At 71.0% G+C, this 17,269-nt stretch carries 17 protein-coding genes; 7 read left to right on the top strand and 10 right to left on the bottom strand.

Going from position 1 to position 17,269, the window contains the following annotated elements:
• Position 1: 1 nt before the first annotated feature.
• The 5 genes from ACPPVT_RS13810 to ACPPVT_RS13790 all read left to right on the top strand — a co-directional run bounded on the left by ACPPVT_RS13810 (position 2) and on the right by ACPPVT_RS13790 (position 6,100).
• Positions 2-1,105: an EscU/YscU/HrcU family type III secretion system export apparatus switch protein gene (locus tag ACPPVT_RS13810; protein WP_426561169.1), complete on the top strand. Its 1,104-nt coding sequence runs from the start codon at positions 2-4 to the stop codon at positions 1,103-1,105.
• A 116-nt stretch (positions 1,106-1,221) separates the two neighbouring features.
• On the top strand, positions 1,222-3,285 hold the full coding sequence (gene flhA, locus ACPPVT_RS13805) for a flagellar biosynthesis protein FlhA (protein WP_426567159.1): 2,064 nt from the start codon (positions 1,222-1,224) through the stop codon (positions 3,283-3,285).
• Positions 3,263-4,582 (top strand): hypothetical protein, encoded by a 1,320-nt coding sequence (locus ACPPVT_RS13800; RefSeq protein ID WP_426561167.1) that lies wholly within the window; start codon positions 3,263-3,265, stop codon positions 4,580-4,582. Before flhA ends, ACPPVT_RS13800 begins: the two co-directional genes overlap by 23 nt.
• Positions 4,583-4,603: 21 nt before the next feature.
• Positions 4,604-4,846 carry a carbon storage regulator CsrA gene (csrA, locus tag ACPPVT_RS13795; protein WP_426561165.1) on the top strand — a complete coding sequence of 81 codons (243 nt, stop codon included), beginning with the start codon at positions 4,604-4,606 and terminating at the stop codon, positions 4,844-4,846.
• Between the two features lie 30 nt (positions 4,847-4,876).
• Positions 4,877-6,100, top strand: a complete 1,224-nt coding sequence (locus ACPPVT_RS13790; protein WP_426561163.1) for an EAL and HDOD domain-containing protein — start codon at positions 4,877-4,879, stop codon at positions 6,098-6,100.
• 62 nt (positions 6,101-6,162) lie between these two features.
• On the opposite strand, the gene ACPPVT_RS13785 is transcribed toward ACPPVT_RS13790, so the two are convergent.
• Positions 6,163-6,588, bottom strand: a complete 426-nt coding sequence (locus tag ACPPVT_RS13785) for a hypothetical protein (RefSeq protein ID WP_426561161.1) — start codon at positions 6,586-6,588, stop codon at positions 6,163-6,165.
• Between the two features lie 244 nt (positions 6,589-6,832).
• Between ACPPVT_RS13785 and ACPPVT_RS13780 the strand changes: the two genes are divergently transcribed.
• Positions 6,833-7,336, top strand: coding sequence for a DUF3145 domain-containing protein (locus tag ACPPVT_RS13780; RefSeq protein WP_426561159.1), 504 nt, complete (start codon positions 6,833-6,835; stop codon positions 7,334-7,336).
• Here the strand turns inward: ACPPVT_RS13780 and ACPPVT_RS13775 are convergent.
• From ACPPVT_RS13775 to ACPPVT_RS13760, 4 genes are all read right to left on the bottom strand, one after another.
• Positions 7,333-8,220, bottom strand: a complete 888-nt coding sequence (locus ACPPVT_RS13775; RefSeq protein WP_426561157.1) for a hypothetical protein — start codon at positions 8,218-8,220, stop codon at positions 7,333-7,335. The two genes, ACPPVT_RS13780 and ACPPVT_RS13775, sit on opposite strands and share 4 nt — an antisense overlap.
• A gap of 69 nt (positions 8,221-8,289) precedes the next feature.
• Positions 8,290-8,634, bottom strand: a complete 345-nt coding sequence (locus tag ACPPVT_RS13770) for a type II toxin-antitoxin system HicB family antitoxin (protein WP_426567158.1) — start codon at positions 8,632-8,634, stop codon at positions 8,290-8,292.
• Positions 8,635-8,737: 103 nt separating this feature from the next.
• The gene (locus tag ACPPVT_RS13765; RefSeq protein WP_426561155.1) at positions 8,738-10,282 is read right to left on the bottom strand and encodes an MFS transporter; all 1,545 of its coding nucleotides are present in this window, start codon (positions 10,280-10,282) and stop codon (positions 8,738-8,740) included.
• 90 nt (positions 10,283-10,372) lie between these two features.
• Positions 10,373-10,978, bottom strand: coding sequence for a TetR/AcrR family transcriptional regulator (locus ACPPVT_RS13760; protein WP_426561153.1), 606 nt, complete (start codon positions 10,976-10,978; stop codon positions 10,373-10,375).
• A 107-nt stretch (positions 10,979-11,085) separates the two neighbouring features.
• On the opposite strand from ACPPVT_RS13760, the gene ACPPVT_RS13755 reads away from it, so the two are divergent.
• Positions 11,086-11,880, top strand: coding sequence for a hypothetical protein (locus ACPPVT_RS13755; protein WP_426561151.1), 795 nt, complete (start codon positions 11,086-11,088; stop codon positions 11,878-11,880).
• 32 nt (positions 11,881-11,912) lie between these two features.
• Here the strand turns inward: ACPPVT_RS13755 and ACPPVT_RS13750 are convergent, their stop codons facing one another.
• The 5 genes from ACPPVT_RS13750 to ACPPVT_RS13730 form a co-directional block, all read right to left on the bottom strand.
• Positions 11,913-13,331 (bottom strand): acyl-CoA carboxylase subunit beta, encoded by a 1,419-nt coding sequence (locus tag ACPPVT_RS13750; RefSeq protein ID WP_426561149.1) that lies wholly within the window; start codon positions 13,329-13,331, stop codon positions 11,913-11,915.
• Entirely contained in the window at positions 13,328-14,581 is a 1,254-nt protein-coding gene (gene fabF, locus ACPPVT_RS13745) for a beta-ketoacyl-ACP synthase II (protein WP_426561147.1), read from the bottom strand. Before fabF ends, ACPPVT_RS13750 begins: the two co-directional genes overlap by 4 nt.
• 108 nt (positions 14,582-14,689) lie before the next feature.
• Positions 14,690-14,938 carry an acyl carrier protein gene (locus ACPPVT_RS13740; RefSeq protein WP_426561145.1) on the bottom strand — a complete coding sequence of 83 codons (249 nt, stop codon included), beginning with the start codon at positions 14,936-14,938 and terminating at the stop codon, positions 14,690-14,692.
• A 77-nt stretch (positions 14,939-15,015) separates the two neighbouring features.
• A complete protein-coding gene (locus ACPPVT_RS13735; protein ID WP_426561144.1) occupies positions 15,016-16,023 on the bottom strand; it encodes a beta-ketoacyl-ACP synthase III in 1,008 nt (335 codons plus the stop codon).
• Positions 16,020-17,204, bottom strand: coding sequence for an acyltransferase domain-containing protein (locus tag ACPPVT_RS13730; RefSeq protein WP_426561142.1), 1,185 nt, complete (start codon positions 17,202-17,204; stop codon positions 16,020-16,022). The genes ACPPVT_RS13735 and ACPPVT_RS13730 overlap by 4 nt, the downstream gene beginning before the upstream one ends.
• Positions 17,205-17,269: the final 65 nt, after the last annotated feature.

Raw genomic sequence — 17,269 nt, 5'->3', positions numbered from 1 at the left:
GGTGAGTGGCGAGAAGACCGAGAAGCCGACAGCCAAGCGGCTCAAGGAGGCGCGCCGCGAAGGGCAGGTGGCGCGCACCCCCGACCTCGGCGCCTGGTTGGCGATGCTGGCCGCCACGTACCTGGTGCCGCGGGCGGCCAAGTCGCTGACCGACGTCCTGGTGTCGTTGATGATGGGCGTCACCACGGCGATCTCCGACCCGGACCCCGACCGAGCATTGGCCCTGCTCGGGACCGGCCTGCGCGAGGGCGCGATGGCGCTGATGCCGCTGTTCGTCGCGCTGATGCTGATCGGCATCGCCGCAGCCGCTGCCCAGGGCGGTCTGCACCCGGCGACCAAGAAGCTGAAGCCGAGCTTCAAGTCGCTCAACCTCATCAAGGGCATCAAGCGTCTGTTCGGCCTGATGACCTGGTGGGAGGCCGGCAAGATCTTGATCAAGACCGTGCTGCTCTCGCTCGTTCTCTGGGCGATCGTCGCGTCAGTCACGCCCAAGCTCACCGGGGCGGTGAACGCGCCGCTCATCTCGACGCTGGGCGTCGCCGGTGGGGGTGTGCTGAGCCTGGTCCGGGCCGCTGTCCTGGTCGGGCTGATCATGGCCGTCGGTGACTACCTGGTGAAGCGCCGGCAGATCAACAAGCAGATCAAGATGTCGCGGCACGACATCCAGCAGGAGCACCGGCAGTCCGAGGGCGACCCGCACCTGAAGGGGGCGCGGCGTTCCAAGGCGCTGGCGATGAGCCGCAACCGGATGATGGCCGACGTCGCGTCCGCGGACGTGGTGATGGTCAATCCCACGCACGTCGCTGTCGCGCTGCGCTACGTGCCGGGTACGGGTGCGCCGACCGTGGTCGCCAAGGGGTCCGGCGCAGTGGCGACGGCCATCCGCGAACGGGCGACCCAGGAGCGGGTGCCGCTGGTGCAGGACGTGCCGCTGGCCCGGGCGTTGCATGCGGCGTGCGACGTCGGCCAGGAGATCCCGGCCGAGCTGTACGCGGCGGTGGCCCAGGTGCTGGCCTTCGTGATGGGCCTGCGCAGGCGCGGTGCGGCGGCCGGTTCGCACCTGCTGCCCAGGCCGGCGCAGGTGCCTGCGCCGGTCGGTCGCTGAGCACGGGCTCAAGGTTCGCGGCGAACCTGTCGAGGAGATAGGAGGCCGGTCCCACGACCGGTCGTTTCGCTGCCAGGATGGCAACACGTCGCGGCCACGGACCGGCCAAGAACCCGATGGGCTCGGTGTCCGTGACCTCTCGTGCCAGCCAGCTCGCGCTGCCGATCGGCATCGTGGGCGTCGTCCTGCTGCTCGTCGTCCCGCTGCCGGCGGCCCTGCTGGACCTGCTGATCGCGTTCAACATCACGTCGGCGATCGCTGTGCTGCTGGTGTCGATCTACATCAAGCGTCCGCTCGACTTCGCCGTCTTCCCCTCGCTCATCCTGGTCCTGACCCTGTTGCGGCTCTCGCTGAACGTCTCGGCGACCAGGCTGGTGCTGCGCGACGGCTACGCCGGCAAGGTGATCGACTCGTTCGGGCACTTCGTGGTCGGTGGCTCGCTGGTCATCGGCCTGGTGATCTTCCTGATCCTGGTCGTGATCCAGTTCGCGGTCATCACCAACGGTGCGGGCCGGGTCGCCGAGGTCGGCGCCCGGTTCACCCTGGATGCCATGCCGGGCAAGCAGATGGCGATCGACGCCGACCTGAACTCCGGCCTGATCGACGAGGACGAGGCCCGCAAGCGCCGCGCCGACGTCTCGGCCGAGGCGGACTTCTACGGCGCCATGGACGGTGGCTCGAAGTTCGTCAAGGGTGACGCGGTCGCGGCCATCGTGATCACGATGATCAACCTCGTCGGCGGTTTCGCGATCGGCATGCTGCAGCGCGGGCTGTCACCGGGCGAGGCGCTGCAGACCTACAGCCTGCTCACCATCGGCGACGGCCTGGTCTCGCAGATCCCAGCACTGCTGCTGTCCGTGGCAACCGGTCTGATCGTGACCCGTTCCACGACGAACGGCGACATGGGCTCGGACGCGGCGGAGCAGATCGGTGCCCAGCCGCGAGCGCTCTACATCGCCGGGGCGGCCGCCATCGGCATCGGGCTGCTGCCCGGTCTGCCGAAGCTCCCGTTCATGCTGGTCGGTGCGGCGGTGCTGCTGGTCGCGCAGCGCACATCGTCGCGGGCCAACACCCAGCTCAAGGCGGAGCAGACGGCGACCGCTGCGGCGGAACCGTCGACCCAGGACTCCCCGGACGCGCTGATGGGCGAGATGCGGGTCGACCCGCTCGAGGTCGTCCTGGCCCCCGACCTGGTCGACCTGGTGGACAGCGGGGTCGGCGGCGACCTGCTGGACCGGGTTCGTGCCCTGCGTCGCAAGATCGCCCTCCAGCTCGGCCTGGTCATGCCACCGGTCCGGACCCGGGACAGCCTGGACCTGCCGCCGTCCGGCTACTCGATCCGGATCAGCGGCGTCGAGGTCGGCCGCGGCCAGGCCCCGCCCGGGCACGTGCTCGCGATCGGCGAGGGGCTCGACAACATCCCCGGCCGGGCGACTACTGAGCCGGTGTTCGGCCTGGCCGGCAAGTGGGTGCCGATAGAGGCCCGCCAGCAGGCAGAGCTGTACGGCGCGTCCGTGGTCGACCGGTCGAGCGTGCTGATCACCCACCTCGCAGAGATCGTGCAGACGCACGCGGCTCGGCTGCTCGGTCGCGAGGACGTCAAGGCCCTGATCGAGTCCGTCCGGCGCACCCACCCGGTCGTCGTCGAGGAGCTCACCCCCGCTTTGATGACCACGGGGGAGGTGCAGCGGGTGCTGCAGGCGCTGCTCGCCGAGGGCGTCTCGGTCCGCGACCTGGTGCGGGTCTTCGAGGCGCTGTCCCAACGGGCCAAGGCCGGTGCGGACCTCGACGGGCTGGTCGAGGCGGCACGCCTCGCGCTGGGACCCGCCATCTGTGACGCCTGGGCGCGCGACGGGGTCCTGCAGGTGATGACCCTGGATCCGATGCTCGAGCAGCAGCTCGTGGAGGCCGCCCGGCCCTCCGAGGCCGGCACCGTCCTCGCGCTGCCCGGCGCGAACGTCGAGCGCCTGGTCGACTCGGCGATGAACGGCCTGCTCGAAGCGGAGCGCAACGGTGGTCAGCCCGTGTTGGTCTGCCCGCCGGTGGTCCGGTCCGCGCTGCGCCGGCTGCTGGCACCGCATGTGCCCCGGCTTCCGGTGCTGTCCTACGCCGAGATCGACCCCACGCTGCGGATCGAGACGACGGGAGTGGTCAGCTGTGGCACAGCGATTGCTGCTTGAGGGTGCTGACCTCGACGAGCTGCTGCTGCGGGTCCGCAACGAGCACGGGCCGGACGCCCGGATCGTGCACGCCGAACGCAAGCTCGTCGGCGGCCTGGGCGGCTTCTTCGCCAAGCGGCGCTACGAGGTGGCGATCGCGGTGGACGAGATCGCGGTGGACGAGACCGCCGAGCTGACCGAGCCGGCTGAGAGCGCCGACACCAGTGCGCTCGCCCGCGAGTTCTCGCCGGCCCTGTCTGCGGCGATGTCCACGACCATGTCGTCCTCGATGTCGTCCTCGATGTCGTCCTCGCCGTCCCAGCTGATGCCATCGGCGTCCGCGTCCGCGTTCGCCTTCAGCCGGGCCAGCGCCCTGCCGACCGAGGCACCTCTGCCCAGCGCCATCGACGACCTGCTCGCCAACGCGGACGCGCTGGACGGCGGCGTGCGAACCGCCGGACGTCTGCTGTCCACCGAGTCGGACACGTTCGACGAGCTTGTGCGCGACCTGGTGGCCCGCGCCGCCCCCGAGACCCAGCCAAGCGGCGTCCTCGACTTCGCACCCGCGACCCCGCGGGTGATGGCTCCCACACAGCCGAACCGTCAGCCTGAGCCTGAGCCTGAGCTCGAGGCCGCCCCGGCGGTGACCCCGATTCGCGAGCTCGGACCTCGCGCGCTGTCCGGCGGCGCCCCGCGCGCCCGCCTGGTCACCCCGGCCGTCGCCCGGCTGGGACTTCCGGTCGAGCCCGCCCCGGTGGACGACGACCGACTCAGCCTGCTGGAGGTGCTGGACGACATCGCCGTCAGGGCACCCCGGCGACTCGTCGGCGTCCAGGTCCTGGTCGGCGAGGCTGCGGCGGTGCGTGCGCTAGCGATGGCCTGGGCCCGAACCACCGGTGCCGACCCCTGCTGCCTCGTCGACCTCGAGACCTCGAACATCGTGGACCAGGACGTCGACCCGCGCGGCCGCCGGGAACAGCTGCAGGGACTGGCCCGCGAGCACGGCGGCGTTCTGGTCGTGCTGCCGTCGGGTGGTTCGCAGGCTGACGCCAGGTGTGCCGGCGAGCGATTGACCGAGCTGGGTCCGGCCACCGTCACCGCGACCGTGGACGCCCGTTGGCCCGCGCCCCGGACCAGGAACTGGCTGGCCGCCCTCGCCGAGGCGGGGTGCTCGGCGGACCGGCTCGCGGCGTACGAGATCCACGAGACCGCCGACCCGCTCGGCCTGCTCGAGCACGGTCTGCCGGTCACCTGGCTGGACAGCCGGCCGGCGACGATCGGCGCGTGGGCCTCGCCGTGCCTGGACCGCTGGCAGTAGATCGGCACCTATGCTGGGTCGATGCTCGTACTCACGCGGAGGATCGGCGAGAGCCTGGTCATCGGGGACGACGTGGTCGTCCGCGTGCTCGAGATCAAGGGTGACGTCGTGCGGCTCGGCGTCGACGCGCCCCGGCACGTCCAGGTGCACCGCGAAGAGGTCTACGAGGCGGTCAAGGCCGCGAACCGAGCCGCCACGCTGAGCAGCGAGGAGACTCTCGCCGCGTTGCAGGACGCGGTCCGCAACCGTCGCCCGTCATCTTAAGAACGGGCCTCGTTTGCCGATGTAGTACCCGTGACGACGAGTATCCAGCTGTCCCCGGGCCAGATCTCACGGGGCGGCTCGGCCTCGCTGGCCCGCCAACCCATCGTCGACCGCTCCGGCAAGCTGTACGGGTACGAGCTGCTCTTCCGCGGCGCGCCCCCGCCGCACGACGACGCCTTCAACGGCGACCGGGCGACCGCCGAGGTGCTGGTCACCGCCGCGTGCGACCTCGGCTGGGAGCGCCTGGGCGGCGGGCACCCCTTGTTCGTCAACGTGGACGCCGGTCTGCTCCTGGGTGAGCTGATCGACCTCGCTCCCGCCGCGGACACGATCATCGAGGTCGTCGAGCAGGTTCAGGTGAGCGACCTGGTCCGCGAGCGCATCGTCAAGCTGCGCGAGGCTGGCTTCCGCGTCGCGCTGGACGACTTCGTCCCGGGTTCGTCCGCCGAGAGCCTGTTGCCGCTGGCCGACGTCGTCAAGGTGGACGTTCTGGAGGTGCCGGTCGAGGACTGGGCCGCCCTGGTGACTCGGCTGCACGCCCTCGGGCTGCTCGTCGTGGCCGAGAAGGTCGAGGACGAGCAGGCCCACGAGCTGGCCGTCAGCGCTGGCTTCGACCTGTTCCAGGGCTACCTGTACGCGCGTCCGGCGATCCAGCAGTCAATGTCGCTGTCGCCGCGGCACTCCGTCTGCCTCAGGCTGTTGACCGCGCTGGCCCAGGACGACGTCGACATGTCCGAGATCGAGGAGCTGGTCAGCACCGACCCCGTGCTCACCGTCCGCACACTGCGGATGGCGAACAGCGCGGCGGCCGGCGCCGGCCGCTCGATCAGCTCGGTGAACCAGGCTCTGGTCCTGGTCGGACCGCAGACGCTGTCCGGCTGGATCGCGCTGATGCTGGTGGCGGGCCAGGAAGCGCCGGACGCCGTGACCTCGGTCGAGGTGCTGGTCCGCGCCCGGGCCTGCCAGCTGGTCGCCAACACCCGCAGCACGGCGAACACCGGCGTCGCGTTCCTGGCCGGGCTGCTGCCCGCGCTCGCGGAGAAGACGGGCCTGAGCAGCCAGCAGATGCTGGACACCATCGGTGCCAGCGACCAGATCCGCCGCGCCGTCCTGGACGGCACCGACGAGCTGGGCCGCCTGGTGCGCGACGTCGACCGCCACGTGTCAGGCTTCGACCTGAGTGCGCCGCTGGACATCCAGATGGCGCACCTGGCGGCGGTCGTGTGGGGTCACGAGCTGCTCCAGCTCGGCTGACACGGACCTGAATCGGGACGTCGAGGCGTGGGCCTGTGCGCTAACGCACCGGCCCGGGCGGCTCAGTACTTGAACGGACGCGGCGGAGACGACATCGTGGCCCGCGGGCAGGCGTCCAGAGTCAGCCCGCCGAAGTCGAGCGCGGCGTCGGTGAGGGAGTGCACGGTCCAGTCGTGGTCCACGCCGAACCGGGTGACCGTCACGCGATAGATGGTGATCTCGTACTTGGTGGGCGTGCCATAGGCGACCTGGATGGTGCCGATCAGCTCCGCGCCTGCCGGGTTGTCGTAGCCGTGCCAGGGGCGGTCGTAGAGGCTCCACAGCTGCGGCTCGGACTGCCAGACGCCACCGTTCTGCACGTCCCGCAGGGCGAGCTCGACGAGGACGGCGCGAGCCGCCTCCTCGGGCACGATGGCGGCCGGCCGGATGACTTCCGAGACGACTCCGTCGTCGTACGCCTCGGCCATCAACAGCTCGCTCTTCTCCACGTACCGGATCCTTCCCTCGCAGCTTCGTCGTCTGCATCGGCAGCCCGGTGGCCCTTCTTCAGCCAAATGGTCGACCAATCGACCGAAACGTCCTCGCCCGTGAGGGACTGGTGCTGATGAGGCAGGTGAGGCACACTTGTCTCAGTGCGCTCCGGCGCGCCGAACGCCAGCAGCACGTGTGCAGCCACGCTCCGAGCCCGAGGTCGTTGGGGAAGACGTCCCTCGAGGCCCTGAGGAGGTCGTGATGTCTGCCGCGATGACGCGTGGTGTTGTTTTCGTGCACTCCGCGCCCCCTGCGCTGTGCCCGCACGTCGAGTGGGCGGCCGGCGGCGTGCTCGACGTCCGGGTCAGCGCTGACTGGACGGACCAGCCGGCCGAGCCCGGCACGGTGCGCACCGAGCTGTCCTGGCAGGGACCGGCCGGCACGGGGGCGCGTCTGACCTCGGCCCTGCGGGGCTGGGCCAAGCTGCGCTTCGAGGTCACCGAGGAGCCGAGCGCGTCCAGCGACGGCGCGCGGTGGAGCCATACTCCGCGACTGGGTGTGCACCACGCGGTAGTGGGCATCCACGGTGACGTGCTGGTCGGCGAGGACCGTCTGCGCGCACTGGCCAGGGCCAACGCAGGGGACGCGTCGGCGCTGCTCGCTGAGCTCGACACCGCCTTGGGTGCCGCCTGGGACGACGAGCTCGAGCCGTTCCGCTACGCGGGCGACGGCGCCCCCGTCCGCTGGCTGCACCGAGTCGGCTAGCTCTCGATCCGTCCGTAGACCTCGAGCGTGCGCAACGCCCGCAGCGTCTCGATCCCGCGCCACTCCTGGGCGGACGCGACGCTCGGTGGCTCCCAAGTGATCGGCCACCCGCCGTCCTCCTGCTGGTCGCGGGCCAGACGGTCGAGGTGGCCCTCGACCGTCCGGTCGTCGAACAGGCTGCGCCACCTGCTGGTCGGCGCCGGAGCCAGGTGCAGCGGGGTCACGCCGTACTCCGAGTCGGCCGCGTCCTCCCGGTACCAGCGCGCCTGCGCCAGCCACGCCGGCACCTGCTCGCTCACCCGCTGGGCCCGGGCCTGGTCGGGTACGTGCGCCAGGAAGAGCAGCACCTCGCCAAGCGCGTGCGCGTCCTCGTCGAACACCGACTCGAGCTGCTGCCAGCACCAGTCGGTCGCCCGGTCGAGCCAGCCGTGGGTGACACCCAGACGGTGCAGCCGCCCGGCCAGCCCGGCGGTCGGGTTCAGTCCGGGTGCGTACGTCCAGTCCGTCCAGTGGTCGGCACGGGGGTACTGCTCTATCACCGGGAACGCCAGCGGCACCGCGCCGTCGATCTCGGCAACCGAGTCCAACCAGTCGCGAGCGCCGACGACGAGGTCGTGGATGGCTGGGGCGGCGGATCCTGCGGCACCGGCCTGCCACAGGATCTCCAGGGCGCACTCCACGTCGATGGGAAGGCTGGCAGGACAGCGCTTGTCCGGCTCCAGGCCGTGACCGAAACCGCCGTCGGCGTTGCGGTAGGCGCGGACCGCGTCGATGACGCCGTCCGGTTCGGCTCGGTCGAACAGCACGCCGGCGAGGCGGCGCTCGATCAGACGCGCCTCGCGGTCCAGGAACGCCCGGCCGTCGCCGAGCACGTCACGGGTCACGCCCCACACCATGGCACTCGCCACCGACAGTCAGCTTGTCGGCAGCGTCTCGCCGGACAGGATCAGCAGTCAGCGCGCGCTGGTGAGCCGTCTCACCACGTACTGGTTCAGGCTCAAGCCCTCTTCCGCGGCGTGCGCGGCCAGGGCGCGGTGCAGGCTCTCGCCGACGCGAAGGTTGAACTTGCCTGAGTAGTGGCGCTCAGCGAACGGCAGCGGCAGTTCCTCACCCTGCGCCTCAAGGTCGGCCAGCACGTCCTCAAGAACGCCTTCGATTCCGCGCAGCGCCTTGAGCTGAGAGGGCGCCAACCATGACAGCGAAGGGAACTCGGCGCACGTGGCGACGAACTCTCTGTCCTCGGGCGACCACGAGACGCGGTAGGTGTAGTGGGACACGTCTGGGCGTCCCTGATCGATCTCGTCAACGGTGCGAACGCAACAAGGCCCGGGGACCGCAGGTCCGCGTCAACGAGCTTGCGAGAGCCGACCGGAGGTCCCCGGGCCTTGCACCGCTACAACGTCACCCCATGTGCGCTACGGCAACCTCACCGTCCGCAGCCAACACCTCGTGCTTGATGTTCAGCCCGAACAGGATGATCACCGCACCGCCCAGAACCATTCCCGCTGCGACCAGGAACGCGTGCTGAGCGCCGTAGGTCTGGGCGGCCAGGGCGACCCCGTGCAGCTGCTCAGCGGTGGGCTTGCCACCCGAAGCCGCCAGGGCCGCGCCGAGCTGCTGACCCTTGTTTGTCGCAGCTGCGACCGCCACGGTCGACAGGGTGGCCAGACCCAGTGAGCCCCCGACCTGCTGCATGGTGTTCAGCACAGCCGATCCGACGCCGGAGTCCTCGCGGGCGACGCCGCTGACCGCGGTCAGGGTCAGCGGGACGAAGATCAGGCCCAGACCGAAGGACAGCAGGATGATCCAGGGCAGCAGACCCGTCAGGTAGGTCGAGTCGACCTGCAGCTGGGTCAGGCCGAGCATGGCGCCTGACACCAGGACCGCACCGACGCCGGAGATCCAGCGCGGGTCCACCCGCGAAAGCAGGGCGGAGGCCAGCTGCGCCGCCGCGACGATGCCGAAGCTGAACGGCAAGAACGCGAGGCCGGCCTTCAGCGAGCTGTATCCCAGCACCTGCTGGATGAACAGCCCGAGGAAGTAGAACATCGCGAACATCGCGGCGCCGACGATCAGCATCACGATGAAGCTGACCGCGCGGGTGCGGTTGGCCAGGATCCGGAACGGCAGCAGCGGGTGCGCCGCCCGGGACTCGATCACCAGGAAGACGGCGATGAGAGTCAGCCCGGCCGCGATCGTGGTGATGGTCGTCGGGTTGCTCCACGAGGTGGTGGCCGCGTGGGTCAGGCCGTAGACCAGCGAGACGAGACCGGCGGTCGCGGTGATCGCGCCGGGGATGTCGAAGCTGCCGCGCTCGCGGGCCGACTCACCGAGGAAGCGAGGCGCGAGGAAGAGCACTGCGAGGCCGATCGGCACGTTGATGAAGAACGTCCAGCGCCAGCTGTACTCGGTCAGCACGCCCCCGAGGATGAGGCCAACGGCGGCCCCCGCACCGGACATCGCCGCGTAGACGCCGAACGCCCGGTTGCGCGGCGGGCCGGCGGGGAACGTGGTGGTGATCAGGGCCAGCGCGGTCGGTGAGGCGATCGCGGCACCCACGCCCTGCAGGACGCGAGCGGCCAGCATCTGGCCCTCGGTCTGCGCGATGCCGCCGAACAGCGACGCCAGCCCGAACAGCCCGACGCCGACCATGAACATCTTGCGCCGGCCGAGGAGGTCGCCGGCACGGCCGCCGAGCAGCAGCAGACCGCCGAAGGCCAGCGTGTACGCGTTCACGACCCAGGACAGGTTCGCCTGGCTGAAGCCGAGGTCCTGCTGGATGTGCGGCAGCGCGATGTTCACGATGGTGCCGTCCAGCACCACCATGAGCTGCGCGGCGCTGATCAGCGCCAGCGCGATGCCGAGGTGCCGGTGGCCGTGGTCGTGCTCCGCGCCGTCCGGCTCGGGTGCGGCGGGCTCGAGGACCGCCGCGCTCTCGTGTGACATGTGGGTTCCTTCGATCGGTTGAACAGAAGCCTTGGTTACTGCTCTGACAGGCAGGTGGCGCAGAAGTCAGCGGTGCCCGACGTCTCGTGCTCAGCGCACGGTCTCGGCTCGGCAGGCGGGCAGGACGACCTCGTCGACGACGCGCTCGACGTAGCCCTGCTCCGGCGGGACGCCGAAGATGAACGTGCGGTGGATCACCATCGCGGGCAGCACGGTCGCGAGGAGCTCGGTGTCAGCACCCTCGGCCAGCTCGCCGCGCGCGGCGGCCCGGGCGAACAGCCCGTGGGTCAGCCCGATCCGCGGCGCGAGGAAGCGCCGGTGGAAGGCGTCCATCAGCTCCGGTTCGCGGTGCAGGGCGGTGACCAGGCTGGACATGACGGCCATCGGCACCTGGTCGGTCAGCCCGCCGACGCCGCACGACATGGCCAACAGGTCACCTCGCAGCGAACCGGTGTCCACGTCGTCGGGGGACGGCACGCAGCTGGCCCGGGAGACCGCCTCGACGACGAGGTCGGCCTTCGTCGACCAGCGCCGGTAGAGCGTCGCCTTGCTGGCCCGAGCGGCCGCGGCGACGGCGTCCATGGTCAGCCGGTCGTAGCCGACCTCGCTGAGCAGGCTCAGGGTGGCCGCGAGGATCTCGTCCTCGCGCTCGCCCTCGATCCGAGGACGCGTCCGCTCGTCGGTCGCGTGGGCCACTGGATCCCCTGCCGTTCACCTGGATGAAACGAAACGGTTTCGTTCCATCGAGAACGTTAGCCCTGCTCGAAGCGTGACGCAAGCGTGTTCTGTGGACCGCGGGGGCCGTGGCCACGATGATGGCCAGCGAGACGGCCGGGGTGCCCGGGATCGTCGCCCGACACGTGGCCGAGGAGTATCTGGTGAGCGACGACGACCTGATCATCGCCTGGTGTGTCGCCCTGATGGTCATCACGTTCGGCGGCGGTGGCACCGCAGTGGTGGTGCGCTGGTGGCGAGGACGCCGGCCGGACAGCGGCATGCGGACCGCCGCCCGGGACGGCGTTCCGGCCACCGTGCTCCGACCGATCCGGCCGGTCCAGGTCAGTGCCGCGATGACCACCCTGTACGGACTTCTGTTCCTGGCCAGCGCCTGGGCGCTGGTCGCCAGGTCTGGGTCCGGCTTCTTCGCAGTGGTGTTCGCCGTGGGTGGCCTGTGGTTCCTCGGCAGCGGCGTCTACCAGCACAGCGGCGGCTACGACGAGAGCTTGTGGTTGACCCGCGACCAGGTCATTCAGCGCGACCGGGGAGCTGAGCAGGCGATTCGCTGGGCGGACGTCGTCGGCACGAGCCGGCTGGTGGGTGGGGTCGGGCTGGTCACCAAGGTCGAGCCGGACTTCCGCCGGATCTCACCGCACGTCCTCTATCGCGGACCGGCCGCGGTGACGCACCTCAAGGACGAGGCCGGCAAAGACCTGAGCGAGTACGTGTTCCCGGTCGCGATGGACGGTCTGCACCCGAACATCTACAAGGTCGGGGCCCTGTACGACTGGCTGGAGCATCCAGAGCTGCGACTCGAGCTGGGCACCGACATGGCAGTGCGCCGACTGCTGCACCGGGACCCGGTGCAGCAGTCGGGCTGACCTCGGGCTGACCTGCCAGCCACCAGCCGGACTCAGAGTGGGATGTTGCCGTGCTGCCCGCGGGCGTGCGGCGCCGCGTCGATGGCCCGGGCCAGCGCACCCCGGGTGTCGATCGGCTCGACGATCTCGTCGACCACGCCGATCTCTACCGCACGCGGCAGGCCGCCGGCAAGGATCTCGTGCTCGGCGGCGAGCTCGGCCTCGACCTGCGCCCGCGCGTCCTCCGGCACCTCGGCGAGCTTGCGCCGGTGCAGGATGCGGACCGCCGCGACCGCACCCATCACCGCGATCTGCGCACCCGGCCAGGCGAACACCTTGGTCGCGCCCAACGAGCGCGAGTTCATCGCGATGTACGCGCCGCCGTAGGACTTGCGGGTCACCAGGGTCACCCGGGGGACCACGGACTCGGCGAACGCGTGCAGCAGCTTCGCCCCGCGCCGCACCACGCCGTCCCACTCCTGGCCGACGCCCGGCAGGTACCCCGGGACGTCGACGACCACGATCAGCGGGACGCCGAAGGCGTCGCACATCCGCACGAAGCGCGCCGACTTCTCCGCGGACGAGGAGTCCAGGCAGCCACCAAGCCGCATCGGGTTGTTCGCGATCACCCCGACGGTACGACCGCCGAGCCGACCGAGCGTGGTGACGATGTTCGGCGCCCACTTGGGGAACAGCTCGACGGTCGTGTCCGGCTCGTCCAACAGGTTCGTCACCAGCGGGTGCACGTCGTAGGCGCGCTTGTGCGACTCGGGGAGCAGGTCCTCCAGCGGACGGTCCTCGATCGCGGCCAGATCCATCGAGCCCTGCGAGCCGAGCAGCGTGGTGATCAGCTGGGCGCGCTGGTAGGCCTCCTCGGTCGTCTCGGTGACCACGTGCACGACACCCGATCGCCGCCCGTGCGGCTCCGGACCGCCGAGGCGCAAGGCGTCGACGTTCTCGCCGGTCACCGACCGCACGACGTCCGGACCGGTCACGAAGACGCGTCCGTCCGGGCCGAGGATCACGATGTCGGTCAGCGCGGGACCGTACGCGGCGCCACCGGCCGCGGCACCGATCACCACCGAGATCTGCGGGATCTTGCCCGAGGCGCGCGTCATGATCGCGAACACCTCGCCGACCGCGTGCAACGACACGACACCCTCGCGCAGCCGGGCGCCACCGGAGTGCCACAGGCCGACCACTGGCACGCCGTCCGCCAGTGCGCGCTCGTACGCGACCAGGCACACCTTGCAGCCGGCCTCGCCCATCGCGCCGCCCTGGATGGTGGCGTCGCTGGCGAAGGCCACCGCCGGGGTGCCGTTCACCGTCCCGCGGGCCGCGAGCATGCCGCTGTCGTCGCGCTCGGTGAGCAATTCGACGCTACCGGCGTCGAAGAAGATGCCCAGCCGCAGCTCGGGGTCGCGCGGGTCGATCTCTAGCTTCAGGTCCTGCCCGGGGTGGGTCGCGGTCACGAGGCGCTCCGAATGGCCAGGGCCACGTTGTGGCCGCCGAAACCGAACGAGTTGTTCAGGGCGACGAGATCTCCGTCGCCGAGCGGTCGGGGCTTGTCCACCACCACGTCCAGGGTCACCTCGGGGTCGAGGTCGTCGACGTTGATCGTCGGTGGAGCCAGCCGGTGGTGCAGCGCGAGGATCGTGAAGATCCCCTCGACAGCGCCCGCGGCGCCGAGCAGGTGCCCGGTCATCGACTTGGTCGCCGACACGCACACGCCGTCGGTCGCCGCGCCGAGCGCCGCCCGGATGGAGTTCGCCTCGGCCGTGTCGCCGACCGGCGTGGACGTTGCGTGCGCGTTGAGGTGGACGACGTCCGCTGGGCTCGCGTCCGCGGCCTTGAGCGCAGCCAGCATGGCGCGGGCCGCTCCCGCACCGGACGGGTCGGGCGCCGCGATGTGGTGCGCGTCGCTGGTCAGCCCGGCACCGGCCACCTCGGCGTAGATCCGGGCGCCGCGAGCACGCGCATACTCCTCGGACTCCAGCACCACCACGCCCGCGCCCTCACCGAGCACGAAGCCGTCCCGGTTGAGGTCGTACGGACGGCTGGCGTGGGCCGGGTCCTCGTTGCGGGTCGAGAGCGCCTGCATCGCGGCGAAGCCGGCGATCGGCAGCGGGTGGATCGCGGCCTCGGTGCCGCCGGCCACCACGACGTCCGCGCGGCCGGTCCGGATCATGTCGACGGCGTAGCCGATCGCCTCGGCGCCGGACGCGCAGGCGCTGACCGGGGTGTGCACCCCGGCCCGCGCGCCAAGCTCCAGGCTGACCGCGGCGGCCGGGCCGTTCGGCATCAGCATCGGCACGGTGAGCGGGAAGATCCGGCGAGGACCCTTCTCGCGCAACGTGTCGTACGACGACAGCAGCGTCCACACGCCGCCGATGCCGCTGGCCACGACGACGCCGAGGCGCTCGCCGTCGACCTCGGGCGATCCGGCGTCCGCCCAGGCCTCGCGAGCGGCGACCAGCGCGAACTGGCCAGACGGGTCCAGGCGTCGGGTCTCGACCCGCTGCAGCTGGTCGACGGGCTGCACCGCGACAGACGCCGCGAAGGTGACCGGCAGGTCGAACTCGGCGACCCAGTCCTGGGTCAGCGTGCGGGCACCGGACGTGCCGTCGAGGGCGGCCTGCCAGGTCGTGGCGACGTCACCACCCAACGGGGTCGTCGCACCGAGGCCGGTGACGACGACACGACGGTTCTGGCTCGTAGCCATGTTCGGGTCAGCTCCTCGAAGTTCGGGTGGTGACGGGACTGCGGAGAGGTCGCCCAGGGACGGCGCCGGAGGAGACCCGGGCGCCGTCCCCGGACGGCACGGAGACAGTCAGCCCTGGGCCTGTGCGATGTACACGACGGCGTCGCGCACGGTCGACAGGTTCTTCACGTCGTCGTCGGGGATGCGGACGCTGAACTTCTCTTCGGCGTTGACCACGATCGTCATCATCGACAGCGAGTCGATGTCGAGGTCGTCGGTGAAGCTCTTGTCCAGCTCGACGGAATCGGTGGGGAGCCCGGTCTCCTCGTTCACGATCTCGGCGAGACCGCTGAGGATCTCCTGCTCGCTGTTGGCCATGCGTGGCGCTCCTTGTGTGTGACTGCCTGGAATGGACTGCGGTGTGCCTGCCCGATGATCCCGTCGGGCGCGGGAAACTAGGGGAGGGTGACCACCTGGGCGGCGTAGGACAAGCCGGCGCCGAAGCCGATCAGCAGGGCGAGGCCGCCGTGGGGTGCCTCACCCTCGCGGAGCATGCGCTCCATCGCCAGCGGGATGGACGCCGCGGAGGTGTTGCCGGTCTCGGCGATGTCACGGGCCACCGGGATCCCCGGCGGCAGGTGCAGCGCCTTGATCATCGAGTCGATGATCCGCATGTTGGCCTGGTGCGGGATGAAGGCGTCGAGCTGGTCCGCGCTGATGCCGGCCTTCTCCAGCGCCTGCTGGGCGACCGGCGCCATCTGCCAGACGGCCCAGCGGAACACGGTCTGGCCGGCCATCGTGATGTGCGGCCACTCGGTCTTGCCGTCGCGCACCGCGATCCAGCTCTCGCGCTGCCGGATGGCGTCCCACTGCTCGCCGTCCGAGCCCCACACGGTCGGACCGATACCTGGGGTGTCGGACGGCCCGATCACCACGGCGCCGGCACCGTCGCCGAAGATGAAAGCGGTGCCGCGGTCGCTCAGGTCGGTGAAGTCCGAGAGCTTCTCGACACCGACGACGAGCACGTACTCGGCACTACCGCCGCGCACCATGTCACCGGCGAGCGCGACGCCGTGGCAGAAGCCTGCGCAGGCGGCCGAGATGTCCATGGCTGCGGCGGGCGTGGCGCCGAGCCGGTGGGTCAGCAGCGAGGCGGCGGACGGCGTCTGGAACGGATGGGTGACCGTAGCCAGCAGCACCGCGCCGATCCGGGACGCGTCGAGCCCGGCGGCGTCCAGAGCCTGGCGGGCCGCGGCCTCGGCCATGTCCACCACGGTCTCGTCGGGTGCTGCCCAGCGGCGCGAGACGATGCCCGAGCGCTCGCGGATCCACTGGTCGCTCGAGTCGATCGCCTCGACGAGCTCGGAGTTGGGCACGACGCGCTCGGGGCGGTAGCCGCCCACGCCGTAGATGCGCGCGTGCGGGGCGCCGCTCGGCGGCGAGATCTGGGGACGCTCGGTCATGCCGGAACCTCCTGCGGGTGCAGTCGGACGATGGGCTGTCCGGGGGAGACGGGGTCGCCGTCCTCCACCAGCCACTCCACGACGCGCCCGCCGTGCGGGGCCACTACGTCGAACGTGTCACGCAGCGTGGCCACCGTCGCGACGGTCTCACCATCGCTCACGGCCGCGCCGGCGTCCAGTGCGGTGAAGTGCACGATGCCCTTGAGCGGGGCCACGACCAGGCGCCAGGTGGGGCTCTGCGACAGCCCGCTGGACTGCCCATGTCGAGCAACCATGTCCTTGGCGACGTCCAGGTCGTCCGGGGTCTTCAGGGCCAGCGTCTCGACGTCCGGCAGCGCGCGCTTGACCAGCCCGGTCAGCGCACCGGCCGGCGGGATCTCGATGAAGCCGGTGACCCCGAGGTCGGCCATCGCCTGCATGCACAGGTCCCAGCGCACCGGGTTGCTGACCTGGGTGACCAGCCGGCGCAGCACCTGGCGCCCGTCGTGCACGACGTGCCCGTCGGTGTTGGACAGCAGCCGGGTGCGCGGGTCGTGGGCGGTGATCGCCCGGGCGTAGCCGGCCAGGACGTCCACGGCGGGCTGCATGTGCTCGGTGTGGAAGGCGCCGGCCACCTGCAACGGAATCAACCGGGCCTTGGCCGGCGGGTCGTCCTTGAGCGCGGCCAGCTGCTCCATGGTGCCGGCGGCGACGACCTGCCCGGCGCCGTTCGCGTTCGCCGCCGTCAGGCCGTGCTTGGCCAGCGCAGCAGCCACCTCGTCGGGGTCGCCGCCGAGCACGGCGGTCATGCCGGTCTGCCGCACAGCGCTGGCCTGGGCCATCGCCCGGCCGCGCTCGCGGACGAAGACCATCGCCTGCTCCGCGGTCAGCACGCCGGCACCGGCCGCGGCGGTGATCTCACCGACGCTGTGCCCGGCGCCTGCGGCGATCTGACGGAATGCCTCGGCCGGGTGCGGGAACAGCGCGAGCAGCGAGACCAGGCCGCTGGCCACGATGAGCGGCTGCGCCACGGCGGTGTCCCGGATCGTGTCGGCGTCGGACTCGGTGCCGTGCGCGACCAGGTCCATGCCGGCGACGGCGGACAGCCAGGCGAGGCGCTCCTCGAACCCCGGCAGCTCGAGCCAGGGGCGCAGGAAGCCGGGGGTCTGTGAGCCCTGTCCAGGGCAGGCGATGACCAGCACGTTCCTACCCTCGCCGGTCAGAGCGCCTGGAAGGGCTGCCGACGCGGACCAACCTTGGGTCGCAG

The organism is Angustibacter sp. McL0619, from assembly GCF_049994355.1.
In the GTDB taxonomy this organism is placed as follows: Bacteria; Actinomycetota; Actinomycetes; order Actinomycetales; family Angustibacteraceae; genus Angustibacter.
Note: the sequence above shows the minus strand (reverse complement) of the source record. Positions and strands in the feature narration are given on the sequence as shown.

Bases quoted from the DNA above. Each gene is read 5' to 3' on its own strand.
- csrA (WP_426561165.1), top strand. From the start codon at position 4,604: ATGCTCGTACTCACGCGGAGGATCGGCGAGAGCCTGGTCATCGGGGAC.
- ACPPVT_RS13735 (WP_426561144.1), bottom strand. From the start codon at position 16,023: ATGACCGAGCGTCCCCAGATCTCGCCGCCGAGCGGCGCCCCGCACGCG.
- ACPPVT_RS13780 (WP_426561159.1), top strand. From the start codon at position 6,833: ATGTCTGCCGCGATGACGCGTGGTGTTGTTTTCGTGCACTCCGCGCCC.
- fabF (WP_426561147.1), bottom strand. From the start codon at position 14,581: ATGGCTACGAGCCAGAACCGTCGTGTCGTCGTCACCGGCCTCGGTGCG.
- ACPPVT_RS13740 (WP_426561145.1), bottom strand. From the start codon at position 14,938: ATGGCCAACAGCGAGCAGGAGATCCTCAGCGGTCTCGCCGAGATCGTG.
- flhA (WP_426567159.1), top strand. From the start codon at position 1,222: ATGGGCTCGGTGTCCGTGACCTCTCGTGCCAGCCAGCTCGCGCTGCCG.
- ACPPVT_RS13765 (WP_426561155.1), bottom strand. From the start codon at position 10,282: ATGTCACACGAGAGCGCGGCGGTCCTCGAGCCCGCCGCACCCGAGCCG.